This is a genomic window from Bradyrhizobium sp. MOS003, from assembly GCF_003020125.1.
Taxonomy (GTDB): Bacteria; Pseudomonadota; Alphaproteobacteria; order Rhizobiales; family Xanthobacteraceae; genus Bradyrhizobium.
Window position 1 is genome coordinate 24074 of record NZ_PYFW01000015.1, and the last position, 19273, is coordinate 43346.

At 61.2% G+C, this 19273-nt stretch carries 19 protein-coding genes; 14 read left to right on the forward strand and 5 right to left on the reverse strand.

From position 1 onward, the window contains the following. Positions 1–66 precede the first annotated feature (66 nt). Complete coding sequence (locus C7G42_RS33215) at positions 67–363, forward strand: hypothetical protein (RefSeq protein ID WP_106953049.1); 297 nt, start codon at positions 67–69, stop codon at positions 361–363. On the opposite strand, the gene C7G42_RS33220 is transcribed toward C7G42_RS33215, so the two are convergent. Continuing rightward, positions 360–1265 (reverse strand): NAD(P)/FAD-dependent oxidoreductase, encoded by a 906-nt coding sequence (locus tag C7G42_RS33220; RefSeq protein ID WP_106953050.1) that lies wholly within the window; start codon positions 1263–1265, stop codon positions 360–362. The two genes, C7G42_RS33215 and C7G42_RS33220, sit on opposite strands and share 4 nt — an antisense overlap. A gap of 91 nt (positions 1266–1356) precedes the next feature. On the opposite strand from C7G42_RS33220, the gene C7G42_RS33225 reads away from it, so the two are divergent. The 12 genes from C7G42_RS33225 to C7G42_RS33280 all read left to right on the forward strand — a co-directional run bounded on the left by C7G42_RS33225 (position 1357) and on the right by C7G42_RS33280 (position 11240). Continuing rightward, positions 1357–2283 (forward strand): DUF72 domain-containing protein, encoded by a 927-nt coding sequence (locus C7G42_RS33225; RefSeq protein ID WP_106953051.1) that lies wholly within the window; start codon positions 1357–1359, stop codon positions 2281–2283. Positions 2284–2367: 84 nt separating this feature from the next. Continuing rightward, entirely contained in the window at positions 2368–2613 is a 246-nt protein-coding gene (locus C7G42_RS33230; protein WP_106953052.1) for a hypothetical protein, read from the forward strand. 917 nt (positions 2614–3530) lie between these two features. Continuing rightward, positions 3531–3917 (forward strand): ATP-dependent DNA ligase, encoded by a 387-nt coding sequence (locus C7G42_RS36010; protein ID WP_245428133.1) that lies wholly within the window; start codon positions 3531–3533, stop codon positions 3915–3917. A gap of 178 nt (positions 3918–4095) precedes the next feature. After that, positions 4096–4314 (forward strand): ATP dependent DNA ligase, encoded by a 219-nt coding sequence (locus C7G42_RS36015; protein ID WP_245428117.1) that lies wholly within the window; start codon positions 4096–4098, stop codon positions 4312–4314. A 609-nt stretch (positions 4315–4923) separates the two neighbouring features. After that, positions 4924–5178, forward strand: a complete 255-nt coding sequence (locus C7G42_RS33240; protein WP_199581271.1) for a hypothetical protein — start codon at positions 4924–4926, stop codon at positions 5176–5178. Positions 5179–5565: 387 nt separating this feature from the next. Further along, entirely contained in the window at positions 5566–6123 is a 558-nt protein-coding gene (locus tag C7G42_RS33250; RefSeq protein ID WP_106953097.1) for a c-type cytochrome, read from the forward strand. A 32-nt stretch (positions 6124–6155) separates the two neighbouring features. Continuing rightward, positions 6156–7130 (forward strand): cytochrome c oxidase subunit II, encoded by a 975-nt coding sequence (coxB, locus tag C7G42_RS33255; protein ID WP_106953098.1) that lies wholly within the window; start codon positions 6156–6158, stop codon positions 7128–7130. Then, a complete protein-coding gene (gene ctaD / locus C7G42_RS33260) occupies positions 7127–9040 on the forward strand; it encodes a cytochrome c oxidase subunit I (protein WP_106953053.1) in 1914 nt (637 codons plus the stop codon). Before coxB ends, ctaD begins: the two co-directional genes overlap by 4 nt. Continuing rightward, positions 9037–9639, forward strand: coding sequence for a cytochrome c oxidase subunit 3 (locus tag C7G42_RS33265; protein ID WP_106953054.1), 603 nt, complete (start codon positions 9037–9039; stop codon positions 9637–9639). Before ctaD ends, C7G42_RS33265 begins: the two co-directional genes overlap by 4 nt. Continuing rightward, positions 9636–9977 (forward strand): hypothetical protein, encoded by a 342-nt coding sequence (locus tag C7G42_RS33270; protein WP_106953055.1) that lies wholly within the window; start codon positions 9636–9638, stop codon positions 9975–9977. The genes C7G42_RS33265 and C7G42_RS33270 overlap by 4 nt, the downstream gene beginning before the upstream one ends. Before the next feature lie 8 nt (positions 9978–9985). Then, entirely contained in the window at positions 9986–10849 is an 864-nt protein-coding gene (locus tag C7G42_RS33275) for a cytochrome c oxidase assembly protein (protein ID WP_245428119.1), read from the forward strand. Then, positions 10830–11240, forward strand: coding sequence for a c-type cytochrome (locus tag C7G42_RS33280; protein ID WP_502694247.1), 411 nt, complete (start codon positions 10830–10832; stop codon positions 11238–11240). The genes C7G42_RS33275 and C7G42_RS33280 overlap by 20 nt, the downstream gene beginning before the upstream one ends. Positions 11241–11247: 7 nt before the next feature. On the opposite strand, the gene C7G42_RS33285 is transcribed toward C7G42_RS33280, so the two are convergent. The 3 genes from C7G42_RS33285 to C7G42_RS33295 are packed head-to-tail and all read right to left on the reverse strand — an operon-like array spanning position 11248 to position 15134. Then, a complete protein-coding gene (locus C7G42_RS33285; RefSeq protein ID WP_106953058.1) occupies positions 11248–12165 on the reverse strand; it encodes a c-type cytochrome in 918 nt (305 codons plus the stop codon). Positions 12166–12171: 6 nt separating this feature from the next. Next, positions 12172–12780: a cysteine hydrolase family protein gene (locus C7G42_RS33290; RefSeq protein WP_106953059.1), complete on the reverse strand. Its 609-nt coding sequence runs from the start codon at positions 12778–12780 to the stop codon at positions 12172–12174. 41 nt (positions 12781–12821) lie between these two features. After that, on the reverse strand, positions 12822–15134 hold the full coding sequence (locus C7G42_RS33295) for an FdhF/YdeP family oxidoreductase (RefSeq protein WP_106953060.1): 2313 nt from the start codon (positions 15132–15134) through the stop codon (positions 12822–12824). Between the two features lie 130 nt (positions 15135–15264). Here C7G42_RS33295 and fdhD point away from each other — a divergent pair, with 130 nt between their 5' ends. Next, positions 15265–16110, forward strand: coding sequence for a formate dehydrogenase accessory sulfurtransferase FdhD (gene fdhD / locus C7G42_RS33300; RefSeq protein WP_245428121.1), 846 nt, complete (start codon positions 15265–15267; stop codon positions 16108–16110). Positions 16111–16975: 865 nt separating this feature from the next. Here the strand turns inward: fdhD and C7G42_RS33310 are convergent. After that, entirely contained in the window at positions 16976–19120 is a 2145-nt protein-coding gene (locus C7G42_RS33310) for a hybrid sensor histidine kinase/response regulator family protein (RefSeq protein ID WP_106953061.1), read from the reverse strand. Positions 19121–19273 lie beyond the last annotated feature (153 nt).

Below are 19273 nucleotides of genomic sequence, written 5' to 3' on the forward strand. Positions count from 1 at the left end.
CACCTCGACATAGCCCGCAGGCGCCAAGACATCGGAAGGGCGGCAAACGGGGCCGAACCGCCAAAAATGGACAAACAGGCGGGGCGCCGGGCCGCGGCAACGTTCGAGAAAGAGCGACTGAAGCGCGAGAAAGAGCGCGAGAAGGAAGAAGCAGCGGCGGCAAAGGCAACCGCGAAGCGGCAGGCCGCCATAAAAACGGCTGAGGCGGCGCTTGCTGACGCAAGACGTGAGCACGAGGAAAATTCTTTAGAGATTGACAAGGATCGCGCGGCAATCGAGCACCGCGCCGAAGCCGAGGAAGAGCGCTGGCAGAAGGTGAAAGGACGTCTTGAGCAGGCGCTGCGCAAAGCAAGCCGATTCTAGTTGCAGAAGCCGTCACGCCGGAGAAACGCCTTATTGATCGCAACGGCCGCCTTTGCGCCTTCCGCGATGGCAACGGCGACGAGCAAAACGTCGCGCGACACATCGCCTGCGACATAGAGCCCGGGCACTGTGGTTTCTTCGGTCAGAGCGTCGGTAATGACCCCTCCCTTCTCGTCCCGCTTGCAACCGAGGCGCAGAGGCAGATCCGAGCCTTGATGACATCCAGTAGAAAAAAACATTCCCGTGCGGGAAAGGTCAGGTCCGTTTTCAAAGGCGATTGTCGAAAGTATACCTCTTGCGCCGTGCAGCTCGCGCACAGGTTCCGTGCGCAACGAAATACCGTGCTGTTCAAGTCTTTTCACAACGGCTGCGCTGACTTCCGTGCCGTCACTGCACACGACAATATCGTCTATCCAGTATTTCATCATGATGCCTAGCTCCGCGCCCTTGTCGCCCTTTCCGTAGGCGGCGACAGGTTGACCTGCGTATTCGAAGCCGTCGCAGTAGAGGCAGTGGTGCACGGAGACTCCGTAGAGAGCATGAATGCCAGGAAGGTCAGGTATTTCGTCAACAATGCCGGTGGCAAGCAGGACCCTCGCGGCAATGCCACTTACTCCGTCTTCGCAGGCAAACCTGAACCCGTCTTCGCAAGGTTCCATCTCAGTCACCCGCGCCTGTCGCATCGATACAGATTCATGGCGCATGAGCTCCTCCCGTCCCTCCTGAAGAAATTGCGCGGGGGAGCGGCCGTTAGACCCGAGGAGTCCGTGGATTTCCTTTGAAGCCCGGTTGCGCTGCTGCCGGTCATCGCAGACGAGTACGGTGCGGCGGCATCGCCCCAGGATGAGTGCGGCGCTCAAACCTGCGGGGCCGCCCCCGACTATCAACACGTCTATGTTCATCGCACTACTTTCCGCACTCGTTGGAACGGTCTGTCCAACACGGAACTTAGAGTGCCGGTTCCTGCGTTAGGTATTTCGGAAAGCAGAGATTATGCCGCGCGGAGAGACACCAATTCAGAAGGAGAAGCTGACGTTAGAGGAATGGCGTGAGCGGCGCCGGCTTCGGCGCGAGAAGCAGCGCGAAAATAACATTCTGAGGGCAGCCAAGATGCATAAAGCCCGCCTGAAGATGGAAGCGGATGACGTGAAGCTTCCGCCCGGCCTGAAGGCGTCAGTCTATGTCGGCTGCTCGGGGTGGCGCTACTGGAAATGGCGCGACCAGTTTTACGACGGGGTGCCGCAGCCCGAATGGTTCAAGCACTACGCGGGCGTATTCGACACTGTTGAGATAAACGCCTCATTTTACTCGTGGCCGACGGTCGCTGGCGTACAGGCCTGGCGTCGCCAGCCGGGAGGCGAGAATGTCGTTTACACCGTCAAGGTCTGCGAGCTCATTACGCATATCAAAAAGTTCACAGGCACGAAAACACTCGTGCGGGATTTTGGAATGATCGCGGATATCCTCGGCGCGCAGATGGGATGCTTCCTCTTCCAGCTGCCGCCGAGCTTCCGCTACACCAAGACGCGCCTGAATGCGATCCTAAGCCAGCTCGATCCCGCCCGCCGTAACGTCGTCGAGTTTCGGCACAAGAGCTGGTGGAACGAGGAGGTCTACGAAGCCTTTCGCAAGGCCGGGATCATCTTCTGCTCCTGCAGCGGGCCACGTCTTCCAGACGAACTCGTAAGGACGGCGGATGAGGTTTACGTTCGCCTCCATGGGCCTGAGCGCTGGTACCGCCACAATTATTCGGACGAAGAACTTCTGAAGTGGGCGGATAGGATCAGGGAAAGTGGCGCTAAGCGAGCCTGGATCTATTTTAACAATGACTACGACGCGCATGCGCCCGCTAACGCGAAAACCCTGCATCGCATGCTTGCACCTCCAGCACAGAAAAGGCGAACCGCCCGTCCCGTTTAGGAACCCCCGCCGTGGAGGGCGCTTACCTTTGGTATCTCGTCGAGCGGGCATTTGATCCCGCCCAAATTCAGTTCGGAGCGAACAATGCTTTTCTGGTTTTCAGCGCTGGCGCTTATGGCCGATGCTTTCCAGGTCATGGAAATCCGGCTGCGGCAGATAGCGGCGGGAAATGGCACTCCGGACGAGATGTTTCTCATGGTGACGGAAAAGCTGGACGCGGCGGCAGAGGCTCGGTCAATTTTCGTCCGCGGCGGCGACTGCAGTCACGTCCTTGATCATTATAGAAAGATCGTCACGGCGAATGTCGAACGGCTCTCGACGGGGCAATAGGAACGCCAGTGCGAAAACCGCGTTTTATTACTTATGAGACAGTTCTTCTGCCCATGACAGGGTAGGACATCATGCGTATCCCGCCGCGTGGCGAAGGAACATGCAAGTTCATCGCACCGGATCGGCGCCGAGAAACCGGAACTCTCAAAGCCTGGAAATTACATTCGAGTCGGGACGGCCCGGATTCATTTCGAGCCCTATCCTCGCTCCCGGCACGCGGCCTGAGTAGGCTGAGGCTCACGCCCCTCCCGCGTCTTTCCGCCGAGGTAGGAACCCGCCATTTCCAAACGCGTTTCTGTTTCGGCCGGCCAAGCCGAGTTGCGTATGTGGTGAGGCTGGAGGGCACGCGGTATGCTTGCGGTATGTGAAGCAAGGCCCGCAAGCCTTTGAATGCTAGGGCGGATGCACCCCTCACAAAGGCCCCCGTTCCGACTCCGGGGGCCTTCCGTTTATCAGTAACAAGCGCCGCCTCGGGTGTGGGACATGTTCTTCTTTAGAGAGAGCTGGCCGTCGTAACGATCACTAACGTCCTTAATAAAGCCTCATAGTTGAAGGAGGCTCCCAACATCCAGGTACCCATAGGTCGCCCTGTGTGAACATCAAAAACAAAGAGAGCGCTTTATCACACGTGTTCTCCAGCCGTTCGGGACGCGTTCTCGAAAACACAACCTGAAAAGGCGAATGAGGTTGTGTGGCCATGTGGGGGTGTATTCGCAGACGGAACACCCGAGGGGTTCGGAGTTGGCGACTCGTTGAGTATGGTGACTGCCCGCCGTCGTCATCCCCCTTGGGCGGCGGCTATTTTTGAGTTGAGTAAGTGGTCAGGCGTCCCAAAGCGTTGATGCCGGGGGTTCATTAAGCCCCAGCTTGCGACCCTGAAGGACAAGGTTCCTTCAGGTGCTCAATGGATTCACGAAATCAAATACGACGGCTATCGCGCACAGGTCCACGTAGACGGCGCCGCCAAGATATTCACCCGCGGCCACGACTGGACGCACCGGTTCTCCCGCATCGCCAAATCGTTCAAGCTGAAAAGCCAAACCATCTTCGACGGTGAAATCGTCGTCGTCCACGAAGATCGGACCAACTTCTCGGAACTGCAAGCGGACCTGGCTAAAGGTCGTCAGGACCGGATGGTCTTCTACGCCTTTGACATCCATAACGGAGAGGACTTGCGAGGCAAGCCGCAGCTTTACCGCAAGGACCGCCTGAAGGAGCTGATCGAAATGCTCGATCCTCCGATACTCTATAGCGAGCACACGAAGGTGACGGGCAGGAGCTGTTCGAGGCTGCCAGGCGGCTGACTACGAGGGCATCGTTTCCAAGCGGACAGACGCGCCATACCGATCCGAGCAGGTGGAAGTCTGGCTAAATAATAAGACCGTCCAGCGCGAGAGATTCCCCGTTGTCGGGTTCATCAAGGACCCGGGTGGTGTGGCTGCGCTCTATCTCGGTAAGCGTGAAGGCAAAGAACTGCGCTAAATGGGCAAGGTCGGGACTGGGTGGACGAGGACTAAGTCGGCGGAGATCCGCAAGGCGCTCGATACCGTCGTCAGTCCAAAGCAGAAGCTCACCAAGCCCATCAGGAAGCCCAAGGCCACCTGGGTCGAGCCGCAGTTTTATGCCGAGGTAGAGTATTGGGACATCACGTCTGAGGGGCTTTTAAGGGCGAGCTCCTTCAAGGGTCTAACTAAGCGCTGAACCGGCAATCAACGGAACGAACTTAAACAGAAAACGGCTCTAGGAGAATAAGCCGCCGCGACTTGGTACAATTCCGAACGTGGTCGCGAGCGCATCGATTGCGCCGACATACCAAGGAATTTTTGGGGGACCGATTGGCCTACACATTCGACGAATTGCTCGCGGCTAATGTGCCAAGCAAATTTTCGGTTGGATGAGCGAGAGGGATTCGAACCGCCGCGCAGCCAAGCATTTGATTTTCTGAGAAATGCCGTACTAGACCGATTTTGCCGGTTCGAAGATTTGGAGAAAATTCGGTTCTCCGGATGCGTTCAGGCCATTGTCGGAGGACCACCGGGAGTTCTCTGTGCGGCGGAATGCAGGAAAACGGCGGAGTTTCTGGCGTCCCTGCATCTACAGGTCGGGATCATTTTTGCCGGGTGGCGGAGGGAGAGAACCCGGGCTCGAACCTTCTCTATTGGACCGCTCGAGCCATCTTCAAAAACTGATTTGATTTCAACATTCTAACTCTGCGGGTGGAAGGCACACAAATCCGTCACGTATCGGGTCCAAGCCAGCGCGCACGTATCTGAAAGAGGCCAGTTATGGCGTCACATACACCGGTCCCCCTTGTACTTCCCGAACAAGACGGTTTCGACCCCCCTTTACGAACGATCCTGGCGCTGTTTCGCCCGCTGGATCGCGCTGCGGCGCGAGCATGCGGGCCTGCATCGCAGCGGTCAGCCCAACAGGCAGAACGACGCCGCCGATCCGCGCAAATGGCACTGGCGAGGTCGCAGCGGCCTGCTGATGTCGCAGCATTTCGACCGCGGGCCCAAGCCCTTGCCGGACGCGTCAATACTGCTCTGCGGCAACGAGGCGTGATCATCGCGCTCGAGGCGTGGTGACGACAGCAACCATCCCCGGCCCTGCATGAAGACGCGATCCCGGCGCTCGCAGCCCCTTCTGGCGCCGGGGTTAGCGGCGACGCGGCGCCGTCGAGGCGATGAGCAAGCACCACCATGCCAAGCGGTCAGCATGGCCGACCAGATGGGGCGCAGTCACGGAGACGCGCGCCTGCGCTTCATGGCGCCTGCCATTCGCCACGCCCAGCAGGGCGAGATTGCGCTGATGCACGACGCGAGCAGCGTTTTCGGCGGTCGCCATCGCCGTCCCGCAACTGCGACAACGCCAATCAGGGCACTAGGAACCTTGGTTCGGCGAGTCGATTTACGCTTCCAGTTCCTCAATTCAAGCGAACAGATGCAACGGATGGCCGGCGTTCTCATTGGTCTTGCAGCCGCTTTGGCGGGATGCCAGCGGGAAGAGCGGCAGTTGCGGCTTGACCCGCCCGTTGCCGATGCGCTCGACAAGATCGCTCTGATGCCGAACCGCATCGGCGGCGCGCCGCCGGAGGTGTATTTCAAGCTCGGCAAACCCTACGAGGCCAATGCGTACAATCTGAGCCAGGGTAAGCGGCTCTATACTTGGTTCGGCTGCAAGAGCTGCCACGGCGACGGCCAAGGCGGCAGCGGCCCCGCCTTTCTCGACGGCTGGTGGTATTACGGCCCCGAGTTGGTCTCGATCTTCGCCTCGATCCGAGACGGGCGGCCGCATGGCATGCCCATGTTCGGCGATAAGATGACGACGGATCAGATCTGGCAGCTCGCCGGCTATGTGCAGACCATCGGCTCTTACGAAGGCCAGACCGCCGCACCGAGCCGCAACGACGAGAAGCAGGCGCGACCAGCCGAAAACCGTGCGCCGGCCAAGCTGCTGTTCGACGAGGGCCCCTCGCCCGTGCATCTGGATCAGGGACCCACACCGTGATCCGCGCCGCCAGCAAAGCCGGCTTGAGCGCCATGCTCGTCGTGCCCCTGACGGGCTGCGGCGGCAATTGGCAATCCGCGCTTGATGTCTACGGCAGCGCTGCGATCAGCCTGAAACATCTGATCATCTTGATCGTCGCGGTGTGCTCCGTGGTCTGGATGCTGGTGATGATCGCGCTGATCGCCGCGTTGTGGCGCAACCGTGATGCGCGGTCGAGCTCTCCCGAACCGGGGCGCGAGCGACGCATGACCATGGCCGTCATCGGCGCCGTCGTCGCCACCGTTCTCATCATCAGCACCTTCACCGTCATGAGCTTCATTGCGACCCGTGCGCTCACCGTCGCCAGCCAGGACGATCTGACGGTCCGGGTGCGCGGCCTGCAGTGGTGGTGGGGGCTCGAATATGTCGGCCCTGATCCCTCCCACCGGTTCGAGACCGCCAACGAGATCCACATTCCTGTCGGCCGCAACGTACGCCTCCAGCTCGAAGGTCTCGACGTGATCCACTCGTTCTGGGTCCCAAGTCTCGCGGGCAAGCAGGATCTCGTTCCAGGCCGACCGAACGAACTCACCATCCGCGTCGAGCGCGCCGGTGTTTATCGCGGTCAATGCGCCGAGTTCTGCGGCATGCAGCACGCCCATATGGCGCTGCTGGTGATCGCCGAACCGCAAGAGGATTTCGATAAATGGGCGACCGCGCAGCGACAGGTGGCGACACCACCAACTGACGAGGAAGCCGCTGCCGGCTTGCGGACGTTCCTGACGAAGCCATGCGCCGCCTGTCACACCGTTCGCGGCACTGCGGCGGCCGGCACCACAGGGCCCGATCTCACCCATGTCGGGAGCCGCCGCACCATCGCGTCCGGCATGTTCGAGACCACACGCGGCTCGCTCGCGGCTTGGATCGCCGACCCGCAGACGATCAAGCCGGGCAACAACATGCCCTTGGTGCCGCTGACGCCTGACGAGTTGCGCGCGGTGTCCGCATATCTGGCGAGCCTGAAATGAACCGCCCCGCGACGGCGCCTGATACGCACGACACCGACATCGCGCGCACGCGCCTGACCAGCGCGTTGGCGAAAACCTGGAAGACCCCGCCCGGATTCTGGGGCGCGCTCACAACAGTCGATCACAAGATCATCGGCCGCCGCTACATCTTCACGGCCTTCGTCTTTCTGGCCCTCGGCGGCGTGCTGGCCGCTTTGATGCGCCTCCAGCTCGCCCAGCCTGAGGCGCGCCTGATCGGTCCCGACCGCTACAACCAGATCTTCACGATGCACGGGGCGAACATGATGTTCCTGTTCGCCGTGCCCGTGATGGAAGCCGTGGCGGTCTATCTCGTGCCCCTGATGGTCGGCACCCGCAACATCGCCTTCCCGCGCCTGAACGCCTTCTCTTACTGGATCTATCTCGCCGGCGGTGCGCTGCTCTGGACCGCGTTCGCGCTCGACATGGGGCCCGACGTCGGCTGGTTCGCCTATGTGCCGCTGTCCGGCCCACAATACGGCGCCGGCAAGCGCGCCGACATCTGGGCACAGATGATCACTTTCACCGAGCTTTCGGCGCTCGCCATCGCGGTTGAGCTGGTGGTTACCATCTTCAAGCAGCGTGCGCCGGGCATGACGCTCGACCGCATCCCAGTGTTTGTCTGGGCGATGCTGGTGACGTCATTCCTGGTGATCATGGCCATGCCGGCCGTGATGATCGCGAGCACCGGTCTGATCCTCGACCGCCTGGTCGGCACCCATTTCTACAATCCGGCCGAAGGCGGCGATGTACTGCTCTGGCAGCATCTATTCTGGTTCTTCGGCCATCCCGAGGTCTACATCATCTTCCTGCCCGCCGCCGGCATGGTCTCGACCATGATCGAGCCCTTCGCGCGGCGGCCCGCCTTCGGCTATCTCGGCCTCGTGATGGCGCTGATCGCGACCGGCATCCTCGCCTTCGGGCTGTGGGTGCATCACATGTTCGTGGCAGGTCTGCCGCGGCTCGGTGACAGCTTTTTCACCGCATCCAGCATGGCGATCGCGGTTCCCGCAGGCATCCAGATGTTTTGCTGGCTGGCCACGTTGTGGGACGGCCGGCCGGTGTTCAAGACTCCGCTCCTGTTCATCATGGGCTTCATCGTGACCTTCGTCATCGGCGGCTTGACCGGGGTGATGGTCGCGTCGGTGCCGTTCGATACGCAGGTGCACGATACCTATTTCGTCGTCGCCCATTTCCACTATGTGCTGATCGGCGGCGCCGTGTTTCCCTTGCTCGGCGCCGTCCACTACTGGTTTCCCAAGCTGACCGGACGGATGATGAGCGAAACACTCGGCCGTTGGTCGTTCTGGCTCATCATCGTCGGCTTTAACGCGACCTTCTTCCCGATGCACATCCTCGGGCTCGAGGGCATGCCGCGTCGGATTTACACTTATCAGCCCGATCTGCCCTGGCACGGCCTCAATGTGTTCGTCAGCTTGAGCTCCATTGTGCTCACGATCGGTTTCCTGCTGTTCTTCATCAATGTCTTCCGGAGCGCGCGCTTCGGCGAGGTCGCGCCGGACAATCCTTGGGATGCGCCGACGCTGGAATGGGCCACGACATCCCCGCCCCCCAGCTACAATTTCCCGAGGATCCCGGTCGTCGGCAGCCTGCATCCATTGTGGGACGATCGAGATACGCTGCCCGTCGCCGACGGCTTGCGCACCGATCGCCGCGAACTGATCGTCACCACGCTTGCGAGCGCGGGGCCGCAGGCGCGCGAAGCCTCGCCACGTAACTCGATCTGGCCGCTGCTGGCAGCAGTCGCGACCACGATCATGCTGATCTGGTCGATCTTCTCGCCCTGGGCCGTCGTCTGGGGCTCCATTCCGATCGCTGTCGCGCTGATCGGCTGGTTCTGGCCCAAGGGCACGCCGGAGGACGAGTCATGAGAGAGAAGATCGTGCTCGATCTCGGCCGATTGCCACTGCACGGCATGGGCACGGGGAGCGTCACCTGGTGGGGCACGCTCGCCTTCATGCTGATCGAAGGCACCGGCTTCGCGCTCTCCATCGCCGTCTATCTCTATCTGATGAGCCTGGCCACGGTCTGGCCGATCAACGCGCCGCGACCCGACCTGCTTCCCGGCACCTTGGTGACTTTGATCCTCGGAATCAGCCTCGTGCCGAACCTCCTGATCTCGCGCTGGGCCGAGCAGCAGGATCTGCGCAAGGTGCAGATTGGGATGGTGATCATGTCGATTTTCGGCATCGTACCCCTGATCGTGCGCATCTTCGAATTTCCGGCTCTTCGAGTCAGCTGGGACAGCAATGCCTACGGCTCGGTCGTGTGGATACTGCTCGGCCTCCATACCACACACATCATCACCGACCTGGTCGACACGCTGGTGCTGGCGGTGCTGATGTTCACGCGGCACGGCCCGAACCGCCGGAGGTTCGGCGACGTCCAGGACAACGCCATGTATTGGAACTTTGTCGTTGCGACTTGGCTTCCGATCTATGGCTGCATCTATTGGCTGGTACGGCTATGAACGCGTCAAGGCTCTTCACTTATCTCTCGATCTGGGCGGGTCTCTGGTTCGCCCCGTTGGTCTGGGCCGTGAACATGCAGCTTGGGCAGATCCTGCCCTACGCCGACTGCCGCTCGCAGCTCCATTCCTCCGTCATCATCTCGTTCGTCGGTGCAGCGCTCACGTCCGCATCGGGCATCGCCTCCTGGTCGTCTCCACGCCGCGTCGGTGGCGAGGCCGCCGAGCAGAGCAACGCCCATTTCGGCGGAATTGTCAGTGCGCTCTCCGCAAGTGTCTTCACCTTCGCCCTGCTGATGCAGGGCGTCGCGGCCGTGGTGTTAACCGGATGCGAAAAATAGTCCTCGCAATGATTGCCTGGTCGACGCCGCACGCGATCCATGCGCACGGTGGCGCGCCGGAGGCTGCGGCACCGAGCTGGACGTACGATCCCTGGATCGTCGCGCCGCTCATGACGTTCGGCCTCATGTACGGCATCGGAAGGCTGGTGCTGGCGACGAAGGGCCGCAACCGCCTATGGCAGGATGCCGTCTGCGCCGTAGGCTGGCTGACGTTGGCTGGCGCCCTGGTGTCGCCTCTGCACTGGCTCGGGGAGCGCGTTCTCTCATTCCACATGATCGAGCACGAGATCCTGATGGCAGTGACGGCGCCTCTGTTGGTGATCGCACGTCCGATCGGGCCGCTGCTCTGGAGCCTGCCGCGAGGGCTGAGGCTGATGATCGGCCGCGCGATGCGGCAACGACTCTCGACACGGGTGTGGGCCTTCTTGAGCGCGGGCCGTAACGCGACGCTGCTGCACGGGATCGCGATCTGGGGCTGGCACGCGCCGGCACTGTTCGATTCTGCTGTCGAGCATGTCTTTCTGCACCGGCTGCAGCATCTGAGCTTCTTCCTGACCGCCATCCTGTTCTGGTGGTCGGTTTTCCGGCGCAGCGACACCGGCAGCGCCGCCTGGCATGTGTTCGTCACGATGCTGCACACCAGCATCCTGGGCGCGCTGATGGCACTGGCCCCGCACCTGCTCTACCGGCAGCAAGCCGAGGCCGCGGCAGTCTGGGGTTTGACGCCGCTCGAGGACCAGCAATTGGCCGGCATCATCATGTGGGTGCCCGCCGGAACGATCTATGCTGGCGCCGCGCTCGCGCTGATTGCGCTCTGGATCCGGCGGGCAGGCCAAGACAGGGAGAGAGCCGATGCGCTTCAGGCTCTCTAAGTGGACGGCCCTCACAATGGCGGCAGCGGGCCTCCTCGTCGCCGCAGCCGTCGGGGCAGGCTTCGCGCAGGGCGAGCGCCAGCAAAAGGAAAACGTCGCCCGCGCCATGACCGGGGGAGATCCGACTCGCGCGCCGGACTTGATCCGCCGCTATGGCTGCGCGGGCTGCCACACTATCTCCGGCATTCCCGGCGGCGACGGAAAGGTCGGTGGTCCGCTCGACGGCCTCCGCGCGCGTGTCTACATCGCCGGCGTTGCCAGCAACACGCCGGACAATTTGATCCAGTGGATGATGTCACCGCCGGCGTTTTCGCCCCGCACGGCCATGCCCGCAACCGGCATTAGCGAAGAGGAGGCGCGCGACGTCGCCGCTTATCTTTATGCGCAATGAAGCCCTCTCAAGGGCTGGGCGTCGGTCGCGATGGCAATGATTTCACGAAGGCGGCAATCGCCTCCCGGTCGCTTTCGGGCAGCATGGCCAGATTGGTGACGACGTCGGACATGGACGAGCCGACGCGGCCATGATTTGGCGTGATCCCCGTTTTCAGCATCGCCGCCAATTGAGCCTCCGACCAGTCGCCGAGACGCGCGGCCGTGATGTTGGGATAAAAGCCGGTGCCGGCAGGATCCTGGCCACCGGCATAGCGCGTGCTCTGCTTGATCCCGCCCAGCATGTCGCGCGAGGAATGGCATTCCGCGCAATGGCCGAGCGCCTCGGCCAGATAGCGGCCGCGATTCCATTTCTCTTCCCGCGCCGGATCTGGCGCGATGGGGCCCGGCCTGAAGTACAGCATCTTCCAGAATGCCAGCACGCGGCGAACGCGGAACAGCGGGTTGATGTTGTGGTCCGGCGGACGCCCCTTCACCGCCGGCAGCGTGCGCAAATAGGCCATGAGATCCCGGACGTCCTCAGCGCGCATATGCGTGAAGCTGACGTAGGGGAAGACCGGATAATAGTGGCTTCCGTCCGGAGACACGCCGCGCATCAGTGCGTTGGCGAGATCCTCGGCGGTCCAGTTTCCAATGCCGTCGATCCGGTCGGGAGAAATGTTGGGCGCGCGAAACGTTCCGTACGGCGAGGCCAATGCTATCCCGCCGCCAAGACGCAAACGATCAAACTGGCCCGGCGAGGCATGGCAGGAGGCGCAATCGCCGGCCGCAAATACCAGCCTGCCGCGCTCGGGATCCCCTTCGGTCTCGGATACGATCCGCGCTTCCGCCGCGGTCAAGCGCTGCGGCGCGCTCACCCACCACGCGGCAGCCATCGCCGCGCAGCCGGCGAGGATCGCTGAGATCAGCAAGAGGCGCCCGCGCATCCCATTCTACTCCCGCCAAAACTCCGTCAGCTCTTCCGCTGTCACCAGATCCACCTGGCCATGAAAGCGGGTGCGATACATCGTCATGAGTGCGTCATGACCGACGTCGGACGAACTGCACAACGCGTCCTCGACAATGACGATCCGGAATCCGAGATCGACCGCGCTCAAGACCGTCGACAGGACGCAGACATCCGTCTCCGCGCCTGACACCACGACAGTGCCGACGTTCTTTTCGATCAGCAGGCGCGCAAGTCCGGGATTGCTGAATGCGGAATAGGCCGGCTTGTCGATGACAGCGGCCGGCGGCACGAACCGATTCAGGACCGGCACCAGCTCGAGAGCGGATGGCAGAAGGTGTCTGCGGGTCGCCTGATGCCAGCGCCGGAAATAGGTCTGCCACTGTCCGGGCCGATCTTCAGGCTTCTCCGGCGTGACGAAACGCGTGAAGATGGTTCTCGCCTGGCATCGCTCGACGATCGAGATGATCGTCGGCAGGACCCGCTCCATCCAGGGCGTCGCCCACAGGCCGCCAGGAGCGAAGATGTTCTGCATGTCGATGCACAGATGAACGGCGTCTCTAATCTCGGCGATTTCCGAGGCGCTGTCTCTCATGGTCCTTCAGTCCTGATCTTGCTGTCGTTACCCATGGCGCGTCACGACGCCGAGACCGACGCTTCTCCGACCTCGACAATGGTGTCCTTGAACAGGCGCACCGGAATGGATTTGGCTGCCGGAACCTTGCTGCCCTCCGCATAGTGCCAGAGCGGAATCAGCACGTTGCACTCCGGATAGTATCCCGCGATGCTCCTGCGCGGGATGCCGTAGGGGACGACCTGAAGTTCGCTCAAGCTGCGCTCGACGCCATCCCCTGCCTCCGTCACCAGCGTCACGGTGTCTCCGGATGTCAGCCCTTCATCCTCCATGTCGACAGGGTTCATGAAGACGACATAGCGACCACCCGTGATGCCGCGGAAGCGGTCATCTTCGCTGTAGATCGTCGTATTGAACTGTCCATCGGCGCGCAGTGTCATCAGCTCGTAGACGCCCTCGCTCTCGCGCGGCGGCGCAAAGGCCGACTTTGGAACGGTGAAGTTCGCCTTGCCGTTCGGCGTCTTCCACTTTCGCTCGCGGGCCGCGAGCGGCCGCGGAAAACCGCCGGGCTCGAACATGCGCTTGTTGAAGTCCTTGAACTGGTCGGGATAGGTGCGCTCGATCGCGTCCCGAACCTTCGCATAATCGCCGACCCATGCGTCCCAATCGACCTTCGGATTCGGCTTCAGGGTCGCCTTCGCGAGCGCTGCCACGATCGCCGGCTCGGACAGGAGGTGTTCGGCCACGGGCTTGCGCTGACCCCGCGAGCCGTGAATGCTGGCCGTCGAATCCTCCATCGACACGGCTTGCTCGCCGCTCTCCTGCCGGTCGATCTCGATCCGGCCGAGACACGGCAGCAGATAAGTCACCTCGCCCGGCACGAGGTGGGAGCGGTTGAGCTTGGTCGCGATCTGCACGGACAAGCGAAGGCCGGACCATGCGGGCTCCATCAATGACCGCTCGGGGACAGCGCGCAGGAAATTGCCGCCCAGACTGACGAAGCCGCGAATGGTGCCCTTCAGGATGCCCTCGCAGGCATCGACGGTGGAAACGCCGTCCCATCGCGGCGGCTCGAAATCATAGAGCTCGGCGAGCTTGTCGAGCGGCACCAGCTTGGTCTTCTCGGAGATGCCGACCGTGCGCTGCCCCTGGACGTTGGAGTGGCCGCGGATCGGCGAAATCCCCGCGCCGGGCTTGCCGATATTGCCGCGCAGAAGCAGCAGGTTGATGATCAACTTCGCCGTCTCGACGCCGTGCTTGTGCTGAGTGATACCCATGCCGTAATTGGCGATCACGGCGCTGGCGCCCATGTAGGTATTTGCGGCCTCGCGCAGGGCCATCCGGGTGAGACCCGACGCCCGCTCGATCTCATCCCAGTCCTGCACCCGGCAGAAAGCAGCGAATTCCTCGAAGCCCGCTGTGTGGTCCTGAATGAACGCGACATCGACGACCCGCGCGGTTCCATTGTCGCGGGCGAGGTCGTCGGCCTCGATCACCCATTTGCAGATCCCGGTGATGGCAGCAGCATCGCCGCCGACTCGCACCTGATAATATTGCGAGCTGATGCGAGTGCCGCCGGCAATCATCTGCACCGGATTTTGCGGGTTGACGAAGCGCTCCAGGCCACGCTCGCGCAATGGATTGAAGGTCACGATTGGCACGCCGCGCTGCGCTGCCTCCTGCAACGGATGCAGCATGCGCGGCGCATTCGTGGTGGTGTTGTGCCCGAAGAAGAAGATGCAATCGGTGACGTCGAAATCCTCCAGCAAAACCGTGCCGACCGGGACGCCGATCACCTCCGGCAATGCCACCGAAGTGCTCTCGTGACACATGTTGGAGCTGTCGGGAAAATTGTTGGTCCCGTACATGCGACCGAACAATTGGTACATATAGCTGGTTTCGAGCGACGCGCGGCCGGACGTGTACATGACGACCGAGCGGGGATCGAGCCGGTTCAGCTCAGCGCCGATGTCCCGGAAAGCCTCTTCCCAAGCGACGGGCAGGTATTTGTCGCTGGCGCTGTCATAACGCATCGGCGTGGTTAGGCGTCCCCGCTCCTCCAATTGATGATCCGACCAGGTTCGCAGCTCACCCAGCGTATGTTGCGCAAAGAAATCCGGCGTCACGGTCTTGTTGGTCACTTCCCAGGCGGTCGCCTTGGCGCCGTTCTCGCAGAACTCGAACGGCCGCGGCTTGGCCGGCTTGGCCCAGGAACAGCTCACGCACATGAATCCGTCGGGCTTGTTCTGCTTGAGCAGAATCTCGCTGCCGAGGACCGCAACCTCCTCCTGCGTCAGGATGTGAGCCACGGCGTTGAGCGAGCCCCAGCCACCGGCGGGAGAATCATAAGTCTCGACTTTTGCCTTTTGCCGCATGACGCATCCTTCAATCGCAGACCACACACCCAGCGCCCTGCACCCAAAACCCGAGATGCCATCGCGAGTTCCTAAGCGTTCGGAACCTTGCCTTGGCTCGCGCGTCATGACTCGATCCTGGGACGCATCCATGCATGGCTCTCAACTCGACGTATGCGATAGCGCATCCACCCCTCCCGCCTCGGTCGCGATGCCCCGGCTCACGTCGAGCGGTGCGCGGGATGCGCGCATCGTGGCAGAGGAATGCCCCGTCGCCCTCGTCTATGACGGGACCACCGCCGCAGTGCTGATGGCGACTCCCGCCGATTTGGCCGACCTGGCCCGGGGCTTCAGCCTCACGGAGGGAATCATTGGGGACATCGGCGAGATCGAGGAACTCTCCGTCGTCCCGGGTCCCGACGGCATCGAACTCCGGCTATGGCTCCGACCGGACGCCGGCCGGCGGCTGAAGGAGCGACGGCGGCTGCTGGTGGGGCCAACCGGCTGCGGCCTGTGCGGCATCGACAGTTTGCGCGAGGCCGGCCGGATCGTTCGGCCCGTCGAGCACCCGGCGTGCCTCTCGCCCGAACAGATCCGCATGGCGATTGCCGCTCTTACGGAGTCGCAGATCCTCAATCACGAGACCCACGCCACCCATGCGGCAGGTTTTTTTCAGCCGGGCAGCAAGTCCATGGTGGTTCGCGAGGACGTGGGTCGCCACAACGCGCTCGACAAGCTCGCCGGCGCACTCGCCGTCGAGGGAATAGCCGGGTGCGCTGGCGCCATCATCCTCACAAGCCGGATATCGGTCGAGATGGTGCAGAAGACGGCAGCAATCGGCGCGGGAATCGTCGTCGGCATGTCAGCGCCGACCGCGCTTGCCATCCGGACGGCGGAAGCAACCGGCATCGCGGTTGTCGGTATCGCGCGCGGAGAGGCGTTCGAGATCTTCAGCCACTCGGAGCGAATTTACGCTCACACCCCTGGGCGTATTTAGCCGGCGTATCCCTGCAGAAAACGCTTGAGGACCGACCGGACCCTCGCCGACAACTTGTCCAGGAGGATCCGCGCGGTGAAGTTCGCGAACGACCTCTTAATCAGAGTGGCCACCACACGGTGCTTGTTAAGAAGTTATTCCTTCACGAGTCGTCGTGTATCGCCATGAGGAGGATGGCTGTTGGCCGTCGTGCCACTTGGCCTGATTCAGCCAGGAACGGCCCATGGCCCCGAAGCCTTGGGAGGAAGCTAAGTCTCTACAGAGGCCGCTTGCGGATGGAGCCCTGCAGATCATTGCACCGGCGAGAAGGAAGACGCAAGACCTGGGGAGTAGGCGGACCCGTCAGGCGATTTTGAAAAAATCGGCGCGGGCGTTAGCCATACTTCCTCTCAAAATAGCGATCCGAACTTCGTCAGGGGTAACCAAGGCAGCACGTCGGTGACCGCGACGACGCCTCTGTCGGTTGTGTTTATTTTTGCAGCGGCGCTCGTATTCACTTGCGCTGTTCTCAAATCGAAGATCGATGCCTGGCTCGACGAATGATCGCGTCAGGCCGCGCCTCCTCGTCAACTGACATCGCGCGATACTATGGCGTTGGGCTGCGTCGCATTTCTTGGCACCTCAATGGATGGGCGGGCAAACGAGCGAGGAACGGGCTGTTCAATGAGCCACCGCCTCACGTAATGCCAACAAGTGGCGCGGTTTGAACATCGAAACGCGGCGGTGATTCGCGTATTCATAGTTATGGAAGAAGCAGGCCAAAGACCCACTTTTGGCGTGAGTAACCAGACTCACGCGGCTTGCGAAGCACTGCCTCCATGGTTCGTAGACCGACAGTACGCCACTGTGCCGAAGGTGAGCGGACCTAGGTCGGCCTCCCCTCTCTCGTTTCAACCGCCGTCAAAACGCTCCGCACTCTCCCGGCGAGGTCGCTTTGCGTAAACGGCTTTTGAATGAGAGAAACACCGCGATCGAGCCTACCCTGATGAACGATTGCGTCGCGAGAGTAACCGGTCATGTAAAGTACCTTCAGACCAGGCCGCCGACGCTGCGCTTCGGCAGCTAAGTCGCGTCCGTTCATGCCCGGCATCACGACGTCAGTCAGGAGTAGGTCCACCTGGCTTGTGGCAAGCACGTTAAGCGCTGCATCACCATCTTGCGCCTGCATGACTTCATAGCCTAGCTCGACCAGTGTGCCCGCCACAAACTGCCGCACCCCTTCATCGTCCTCTGTGACCAGCACACGTTCACCATGCCCACGAGGAACGCCTCCGATTGTCTGCTCTTTACGAGCTGGTTCACTGACATCCGTTCGTCGCGGGAGAAAGATCGTGACTGTCGTGCCTGCACCTGGCGCTGAGCTTATTCTAACGTCACCGTCGCTCTGCTTGACGAAGCCGTAGACCTGGCTCAGCCCGAGGCCGGTCCCCATCCCGGGCGGTTTGGTTGTAAAGAACGGCTCGAAAGCTTTGTCTGCCACTTCCGGCGCCATACCTATTCCTGTGTCCTTGACTGAAACGGACACGTATTGGGTGGAGTTTAGTTGACCAGACGATGCGGAGAACTGCTCGTCCAGGGACGCGTTTGCCGTTTCTAGTATGAGCGTGCCTCCATTCGGCATCGCGTCTCGGGCGTTGAGCGCCAAGTTCAGAACCGCAGATTCAAGCTCCGTTACGTCAGCCTGCGCCTCCCCCAGATCAGGCGCGAGGTTTGTTTCAATTGAGATTGTCTCGCCAAGCGTTCGAGCCAGCATATCCGTCAGGCTTCGAACAAGCCTGTTGAGATGGACCGGTTTTGGATCGAGAGCTTGCTTCCGAGAGAACGCCAAAAGACGCTTAGTGAGTTCGGCTGCCCTCAACGCGCCCCTTTGAGCGTTTTCGAGCAACGCTCTTGGCTTTTCGTCGGTGACCCTACGGCTCGCCATCTGCAGATTGCCAATGATGATCGTCAGCAGATTGTTGAAGTCATGCGCGATGCCGCCGGTGAGCTGACCGACCGCTTCAATCCGCTGCGAGCGACGCATTTCCTGCTCCAGAGTTTCTCGACGTTCTGCCTCTGCATAAAACGCCGCTGTGCTGCGGGCGGTTAGGACAATGAAAAAGCAGACCAGAGCGAGGGCGGGTGCGCCGATGGCCAGATATCCACCTAGTTGGCGGAGCCACGTGCTTCTTATCTCCGACGTTTCCATGCTGGAAGAAACATATACAGGCAGTCCTACAAGCTTTCTAACTGCAAAACGGCGTTCTAGTCCGTCCACATTCGATACCGTCGTATATCTTCCCCCCTCCGGACTACTTTTGATCAATTGACCAAAGCCACTCGACGGATCCAAGACGATGCCAGGACGAGCCGCGATCGGGTGACGGGCGAGAACTGCACCATCGTCTCTAATCAGGGCAAAGCTTGCGCTCGACGTGCCGCGCAAGGTTGCATAAAGATTCTCAAAAGCAGAAGGGAGTACAGAGATTAGCGTGTAGCCGTTGAAAGTACCTGAGCTATCGTGCCGTCGTTTGCTGACTGGAAACAGGATTGCACCCGTCAGAGAAATGCCGACCACACGTCCAATATAAGCTTCGTCGTTTTGAGCTAACTCTGCTTTTAGGTGAGCGCGCTCTGGTGCGTTGAAGGCAGCCGGCACCGGAAAAAATAGAGACGACAGTATTGCATCGCCGTTGTGGTCTAGCACCCAAATTGAACTGATGTCGGGAAATGTATGCGCGAATTGCTTCAGGCGCTCACTAAGCTCAGCCCCGGAATCCTTGATCGTCGAGTCCGTCTTGCCGCGCGTGATCTGGTCGATACTGTCCAGCGTTACGTTGATCGAGCGAAACACTCGAAGAGCCTGTTCCGCTGAAACCTCCAAACTACGTTCGATTCGCTCGTCTGCCAGTTCGAAGGCATCTTGATAGGCAGAGTATGCAGCATAGGCGAACACGAGCGCCGGGGCGATGATCGAGGCGGCCAGCGAAAACCACAGCCATCGGAGGGCTGCATCCTTCCGCTGTTTCATTTGTTAATGGGCCTCCCGGCCGGCAGTAGGTCTCAACATGCCCTTCTAATTAGAGGTCCTTTGATGCCTGTGCCAGCGCGTTTTTGAGTTCCTCCCTAGGTGGCTTGGCCGAGATCTTCCCGTGCACGTGCCCTTGATTGGGATTCCGCTCAT